This window comes from Actinoplanes rectilineatus (genome assembly GCF_000962825.1).
Taxonomy (GTDB): Bacteria; Actinomycetota; Actinomycetes; order Mycobacteriales; family Micromonosporaceae; genus Actinoplanes; species Actinoplanes rectilineatus.
Window position 1 is genome coordinate 20,440 of record NZ_JZKF01000106.1, and the last position, 7,341, is coordinate 27,780.

The 7,341-nt window shown below is 72.8% G+C and carries 6 protein-coding genes; all 6 read left to right on the forward strand.

Translation table 11 applies throughout. The annotated features are described in order from the left end of the window. Positions 1–50: 50 nt before the first annotated feature. The 6 genes from WH85_RS41160 to WH85_RS41185 all read left to right on the forward strand — a co-directional run bounded on the left by WH85_RS41160 (position 51) and on the right by WH85_RS41185 (position 7,037). A complete protein-coding gene (locus WH85_RS41160) occupies positions 51–1,262 on the forward strand; it encodes an efflux RND transporter periplasmic adaptor subunit (protein WP_045747598.1) in 1,212 nt (403 codons plus the stop codon). Continuing rightward, complete coding sequence (locus WH85_RS41165; protein WP_045747599.1) at positions 1,259–2,047, forward strand: ABC transporter ATP-binding protein; 789 nt, start codon at positions 1,259–1,261, stop codon at positions 2,045–2,047. The genes WH85_RS41160 and WH85_RS41165 overlap by 4 nt, the downstream gene beginning before the upstream one ends. Then, complete coding sequence (locus WH85_RS41170) at positions 2,044–3,246, forward strand: ABC transporter permease (protein WP_045747600.1); 1,203 nt, start codon at positions 2,044–2,046, stop codon at positions 3,244–3,246. The genes WH85_RS41165 and WH85_RS41170 overlap by 4 nt, the downstream gene beginning before the upstream one ends. Before the next feature lie 10 nt (positions 3,247–3,256). Then, positions 3,257–3,799 carry a hypothetical protein gene (locus WH85_RS41175; protein ID WP_052721175.1) on the forward strand — a complete coding sequence of 181 codons (543 nt, stop codon included), beginning with the start codon at positions 3,257–3,259 and terminating at the stop codon, positions 3,797–3,799. 77 nt (positions 3,800–3,876) lie between these two features. Beyond that, the gene (locus WH85_RS41180; protein WP_052721176.1) at positions 3,877–6,615 is read left to right on the forward strand and encodes a helix-turn-helix transcriptional regulator; all 2,739 of its coding nucleotides are present in this window, start codon (positions 3,877–3,879) and stop codon (positions 6,613–6,615) included. Positions 6,616–6,809: 194 nt separating this feature from the next. After that, entirely contained in the window at positions 6,810–7,037 is a 228-nt protein-coding gene (locus WH85_RS41185) for a hypothetical protein (protein WP_045747602.1), read from the forward strand. The last annotated feature ends 304 nt before the right edge of the window (positions 7,038–7,341 follow it).

Genomic DNA, 7,341 nt, shown 5'->3' on the forward strand with positions numbered 1-7,341 from the left:
TCCCAGGTTCCGCCGAAGATCCTCCTAGGACGTGCCCCCAGAGTGTCGGCATGAAGGTACGTCTGAGCCGCCACCCGTCTCTGGTGGTCAACGCCGTGATCGGCGTCGCGCTCGTCGCCGGGGCGTTCGCGGTGTACGAGACATTCTCTGGAACCGACGACGGGACGGCCGCCGTGGCCTCGGAGAGGACGGTCACGGTACAACAGGGCACGGTCACCAAGACCGTGACCGCGGACGGCACGCTGGAGAGCGCGAGCACCGCCAGCGCCAGCTTCACCACGGGCGGCACGGTCACCGCGATCAGCGTGAAGGTCGGCGACAAGGTCAAGAAGGGTCAGGTCCTGGCGAAGGTCGACCCGGCCGCCGCGCAGCGGACCCTCGCCGCCGCGGAGGCCGACCTGGACGCCGCCCAGGACGCCCTGGACCGGGTCGAGGCCGCCGGTTCCGACACCGCCGACGCCGAGAACCAGGTGGACGAGGCCGAACTGGCCGTCGACGAGGCCCAGGCCGGGGTGGACGGCACCACGCTGACCGCCCCGATGGCCGGCACCGTCACCGCTGTCAGCGGCACCCTCGGCAGCTCCGCCTCCTCGTCCTCGGGCTCCTCCTCCGGCGGCAGCGGCTCCCAGGGAGGCGGCTCGTCCTCCTCCTCGTCGTCGTCCTCCAGCAGCAGCGGCTTCGTCGAGATCGCCGACCTGACCAAGATGCAGGTCTCCGCGGCCTTCGCCGAGGCGGACGCGACCAGCCTCAAGGAGAAGCAGGCCGCCACGGTCACCTGGAACGCGCTCAGCGGCGTCGAGCAGAGCGCCAGACTCGCCGCGATCGACCCGTCCGCGACCACCTCGAACAACGTCGTCACCTACGGCGTCACGCTCACCCTGGACAAGGTGCCGACCGGCGCGAAGGTCGGCCAGACCGTCTCGGTGTCGGTCACCACCGGCTCGGTGGAGAACGCCGTCTACGTCAACCCGGCGGCACTCACCACCGCCGGCAACCGGCACACCGTCACGGTCGTCGCGAACGGTGTCCAGGAGAGCCGCTCGGTGGAGATCGGCCTGGAGGGCGACTCGGCCACCGAGATCACGTCCGGTCTGACCGCGGGCGAGCAGGTCGTCGTCAAGACCACGTCCAGCAGCACCAGCGGGACCAGCGGCCAGATGGGCGGCGGCTTCGGCGGCATCAGCGGCGGGGGCGGCAACTTCGGTGGTGGCGGCGGCGCCCCGGGTGGCGGCGGCGCGCAGGGCGGCGGTGGCGGTCGATGAGCCGTCCGGTCCTCGAGGTGCGAGACCTCAAGAAGATCTACGGTACGGGTGAGGCCACCGTGCACGCCCTCCGCGGCGTGTCACTGACCGTCCAGCGCGGCGACTACGCGGCCATCATGGGATCGTCGGGCTCCGGCAAGTCGACCCTGATGAACATCCTGGGCGCTCTCGACATCCCCAGCTCCGGCACGTACCACCTGGACGGGGTGGACGTCAGCCGGCTGTCCGACGCGCAGCTCGCCCTGGCCCGCAACCGCCTCATCGGGTTCATCTTCCAGTCGTTCAACCTGATCCCGCGGACCAGCGCGGTGGCCAACGTGGAGCTGCCGTTGGCGTACGCCGGCGTCAAGCCCAAGGAACGCCGGCGCCGCGCGATGGCAGCCCTGGACGTGGTCGGCCTCGCCGACCGGGCCGGACACGAACCCAACCAGCTCTCCGGCGGCCAGCAGCAGCGCGTCGCGGTGGCCCGGGCCCTGGTCACCGAACCGGCCCTGCTGCTCGCCGACGAACCCACCGGCAACCTGGACTCCAAGTCCACCGACGACGTGCTGCAGGTCTTCGACGACCTCAGCACGGCCGGCCGGACCATCGTCATCATCACCCACGAGGACGAGGTGGGCGCCCGCGCCAAGCGGCTGATCCGCCTGGTCGACGGCTCGATCGTCTCCGACGTACGCCAGTCGCCGCTGGACCGCCCGCCGGTCGGCGCGGCCGCGGCCGCCGCCGCGATGGCCCGCAACCACGGCCGCGCGGCGGTCTACTCCGGGGGACGGCACTCACAGTGAGCCTCTTCGAAGTCATCAGATTCGCGCTGCGCGGCCTGTCCGCCAACAAGCTGCGCAGCGCGCTCACCATGCTCGGCATCCTGATCGGCGTCGCCGCGGTGATCCTGCTGGTCGCGGTCGGCAACGGCTCGGCCAAGGCGATCAGCGACCGGATCGAGGCGCTCGGCACCAACACCATCACCGTGATGAGCACCGGCCGCGGCGGCTCCAGCAGCACCTCGCTCACCAAGGAGATGGCCGACGCGCTCGTCGACCCGGAACTCGCGCCGGCCGTCAAGTCGGTGTCACCGGTGGTCAGCGCGTCCTCGGCGACCATGACGTACGAGGGCAGCGACCACTCGGTCAGCTCGTTCGTCGGCACCACCCCGGCCTGGTTCGCCGCCTCCAGCACCCCGGTCGGCACCGGCAGCGCGTTCACCGAGGACGACGTGGACCAGGGCCGGCGGGTGGTGGTGATCGGGCAGACCGTCGCCGAGGAACTGTTCCCCGGCATCGACCCGATCGACAAGCAGGTCACCGTCGGCGGCGCCCTGTTCACCATCGTCGGTGTGCTGCAGGAGAAGAGCTCCACCGGGCAGCAGGACTCCAACGACACCGCGGTCGCCCCGCTCACCGCGGTCCAGCAGGTCCTCACCGGGTACGGCGCGCTCAGCTCGATCATCGTGGAGGCGGCCGACCCGGACGACGTCGACGCGGCGCAGGACCAGGTGGCCACGATCCTGGACCAGAAACTCGCCGTCGCGGACTCGTCGTCGTCCACGCCGTACCGCATCCAGAACGCCTCGTCGCTGCTGGAGACCCAGACCGAGACCGCGGACACCTTCACCACCCTGCTCGGGGCGGTGGCCGCGATCAGTCTGCTGGTCGGCGGCATCGGCATCACCAACATCATGCTGGTGACGGTCACCGAACGGACCCGGGAGATCGGCATCCGCAAGGCCCTCGGCGCGCCCCGCCGGGTGATCCTGACCCAGTTCCTGATCGAGGCGAGCCTGTTGAGCGTGATGGGCGGCGCCCTCGGGGTGGCCGCCGCGCTGATCGGCAGCCAATTCGAGATCGTCGGCGTGAAACCGGTGATCGTGCCCAGTTCCATCGGATACGCCGTGGGCGTCTCCATCGCCATCGGGCTCTTCTTCGGCGGCCTGCCCGCCGCCCGCGCCGCCCGGCTGCGGCCCATCGACGCGCTGCGTTACGAGTGAGGATCTGACTGTGAACCGGTTGAACGACGAGACCGCGGTCATCCCGGCCGTGCCCCGGTCCGAGGCCGAGGCCCACGAGGGCCTCTCCGCCGAACTGGCCGCCGCCGCCCCCAAACGCTGGTGGAACAAGGGCACCGTGGTGCTCGGCGTGGGCCTGCTGCTGATGGGCGGGTTCCTCGGCGGAGTCCAGGCCCAGAAACAGTGGGGTACGTCCTCCGCCAGCGCCGCGGGCCCCGGCGGGTCCGGGGGTGGACGCTCCGGCGGCTTCCCCAGCGGGATGAGTGCCAGCGGGGCGCCGGGTGGCGGCGGGTTCGGCCAGCAGCAGGCCGCGTCGTCGGACACCGCCGGCAAGGTCAAGCTGGTCAACGGCACCACGATCTACGTGGAGACCGAGGACGGCAGCGTCGTGACGGTCAAGACCGGCGCCGGCACGACCGTCTCCACGGCCGAGAAAGGCAAGCTCAGCGACGTCAAAGCCGGCGACTCGGTGACCGTCGAGGGCGACACCGCCGACGACGGCTCGGTCACCGCCACCACCGTGACGAAGAAGTGACCGATGTGATGTAACGAGAAAGGCATTGATGAGCGTCCCCGGCGAATCCTAGGCTGACACCTTCACTGACCTGGGAGGTGAGCGCGGCGCCCGCACTGCACGGCCGCGAAGCGCTGCTCGCGGCGATCGAGACCCGGCTCAACGCCGGAGGCGGGGTGACCCTGCACGGTCCGCCCGGCATCGGCCGGACCGCGCTGCTCGACGCCGTCGCCGACACCGCCGCGGCGCGGGGGGAACTCGTCTTCCGCCTGCGCCCGGCCCGGGGCGAACGGGCCGTCGCGTACGCCGGGGCCGCCGACCTGGTCCGGCAGGCCCCGGCCGGGGCGGTCGCCGCGCTGGCCCCCGCACCCCGGCACTCGCTCGCCGCGCTGGGCCAGGGCCGGCCACACCGCACCGGCGTGCCCGCCCTGGCCCGGCGACTGGTCCTCGCCGAACTGCTGGCCCACTGCGCCCGCCTCGCCCCGGTGCTGCTGGTCCTCGACGACGCCCAATGGCTCGACCCGGAATCCGCCGAACTGATCGGCTTCGCCATGCGGCGCCGCCCCGGCCCCCGGATCCGGGTGATCGCCGCCGAGCGCCGTCTCACCGCCGGCCGGCCCCGCGCCACCCGGCTGTGCCCGTCGCCCGTACTCGAGATCGAAGTACCGCCCCTGGACCCGGACGACCTGACCGCCCTGCTCGAAGCCCGCGGCCTGCCCTGCCGCACCGCCAGCCGACTGCACGAGGCCAGCGCCGGCAACCCGTTCCTGGCCCTGGCTCTCGGCGCCACCAGCGGCGCCGGACCGGCCTGGCGACCATCCCCGCTCCCGGAGGCCGCCCGCGACCTGATCCGGGAACGCCTGCGCGCCCTCGGCGACGACGTCACCGCCACCCTGCTGGTCGCCGCGCTGGCCACCGAACCGACCACCACCCTGCTGCAGCGGGCCGGCCGGGCCGACGCCGCCCGCGAACTGCGCCTCGCCGCCGCGGCCGCAGTGGTGACCCTGACCGGCGAGGCGATCCGCTTCACCCCACCGCTGGTCGCCCGGGTCCTCGCCGACGAAACCCCGGCCGACACCCGCTCCCGGGTGCACACCGACCTGGCCGGGGCGGCCTTCGACCCGGTCGAGGCGCTACGGCACCGCGCCCTGCGGACATCCCGCCCGGACGCCGTGGTCGCCGTCGGGCTCGCCGACGCCGCCCGGCACAGTGCCGCCCGGGGCGCCGAACGTACCGCCGCGGAGCTCTACCTGCTCGCCGCCGACCGCAGCCCGCACACCCTCGCCGAGGAACGCCTCGACTGGCTGGTCGCCGCCGCCCGGACCGCCCTGACCGGCGGCGCCCCCGCCCTGGCCGGCCGGGCCGCCGAAGCCGTGATCGCCGCCGACTCGCCGGCCGGCCACCGGGTCCGTGCCCGGGTGGTGCTCATCGACCTGGCCGGGCAGGGCCTCGCCGACATGGGGGAGATGTTCGCCGCGGCCCTCGCCGAAGCCGGCGACGACCCGGCCCTGGGCGCCCCGGTCCGGCTCCGGCTCACCTGGGCCGCCTTCCTGGTCGGCGACCTCGACGGGGCAGCCGCCGAAGCGGCCCGCGCCCAGCAGGCCGCCCAGCAGGCCGACGACCCGACCACCCAGGCGATGGCGCTCAGCGTCCTCGCCCAGATCCAGCGCGTCCGCGGCGAACCCGCCTGGGACAAGACCCTCGCAACAGCCCGCGAGCTGCCGGCCACCCCGGCGCCCGACTGGCTGCACTACGGTCCGCAGTACATGGCGGCACGGTTCGCCCTCTTCGACGACCGGCTCGACGAGGCCCGCGCCGAACTGCTGACGCTGCTCGCAGTCGCCGAACACGACCGGGTCGGCGAGGCGCGGGTCGAGGTGCTTCGCAGCCTCTCCGAGGTGGCCACCCGGGCGGGCCGGTGCCAGGAGGCTCTGCGGTACGCGCACCGCGCCGTCCACGCGGCCGCGGCAGCCGGACTGAGCCCCGGCCCGACCTGGTACACCGCCGCAGTCGCCGAACTCGCCGGCGGCAGCCTCGGCGCGGCAGCAGGCTTCGCCCGGCGGGGCATCCGCGCCTCCGAACAGGAGGGTGACGGCCTCTACCTGCGCCGCCACCTGCACGCACTCGGCCAGGCCGAACTGCGCCTCGGCGAGACCAGGGCCGGGGTGGCCACCCTGCGCCGGCTGCGCGACCTCGAAGACGGCACCGGCAACGCCGACCCGATGATCGTACGCTGGCACGCCGACCTGGCCGGCGGACTGGCCGCCCTCGGCGAACACACCGAAGCCGCCGAGATCCTGGCCCGGGCCAGAGCCACCGCGGCACGCCTCGGCAGCATTCCGGCCCTGGCCGGATACCTGGACCGGGCCGACGCCATCGTCCGCTCCGAGTCCGGCCACCCCGACGACGCGGTGGCCCTGTCGACGGCAGCCGCCCGCCTGTTCGAACAGCTGCGCCAGCCGGTCGAGCAGGCGTACGCCCTCCTCGTCGCCGGCGGCGCCGAACGCCGCCGCCGCAGATACGCCGCCGCCCGCGTCGCCATCGGCGCCGCCCTGGCCATCTTCCTGGCCGCCGACGCCCGCCCCTGGGCCGAGGAGACCGAACGGGCACTGGCCCGCACCGAGGGCAGCTGGGCCCCCGAACAAGGCCTCACCTCGACCGAGCTGCGCATCGCCGGCATGGTCCGCGACGGCGCCAGCAACCGGGAGATCGCCAACCGGCTCTACCTGAGCGTGAAGACCGTCGAAGCCACCCTGACCCGGGTGTACCGCAAGCTCGGGGTGCGCTCGCGTACCCAACTCTCGTCCAGGCTGGTGCTACTTGAGCCTTCCGACTGAGGCCGGGATCACTACCCGTAGTTGACCAGCAATTACGCGACGCAGAGTGACCCGGGTTACCGCTTTTCAGTGGTCGCGGTCACTTTTGGAGCGAAAGTTTTACCTGGTCGATTTGGGGATGACGGCGAAGACGTGGATTGTTGTCAGCGGAAGCGACGAGGCTTTCTCCGTCACTATCCGTCAAGGAGTGCCCCATGCAGTTCATCCGTGAAGCCCGCGCCGCCCTCGCCGACTACCGCGCCACCCGGCGCGCCCACCGCCGCCTGAGCGACGAACTGGCCGCGTTCCGCACCGCTGCGGAACGTTCCGAACTCGACATGATGCTGAGCCGTCACACCGCCGAGGAGACCCGCGAAGTCCACGCGATCCTCAGCAGCCAGGACGCCGACCGCCGCTACTCGGCCGCCGGCTACCACGCCTGACCCCCGGCGCGGCGCCGCCCGCAGTTCGGGCTCAGCCCCGGGCGGCTAGGGCTCAGCCCCGGCAGTTCGGGATCGCCCCGGGCGGCTAGGTTCAGTCCCGGCAGCTCGGGCTCGTCCCCGGCAGCTTGGCTCACTTTCGGCAGCTCGGGCTCAGTGCCGTAGCGCGGGGTCGGCCCGCGCAAGGCGGCACCGTCCCGCGATGCGGCATCACCCCAAAGTCGCAGTTTCTGGTCTCGCAGTTTGCGGTTCTGGTCTCGCAGTTTGCGGTTCTGGTCTCGCAGTTTGCGGTTCTGGTCTCGCAGTT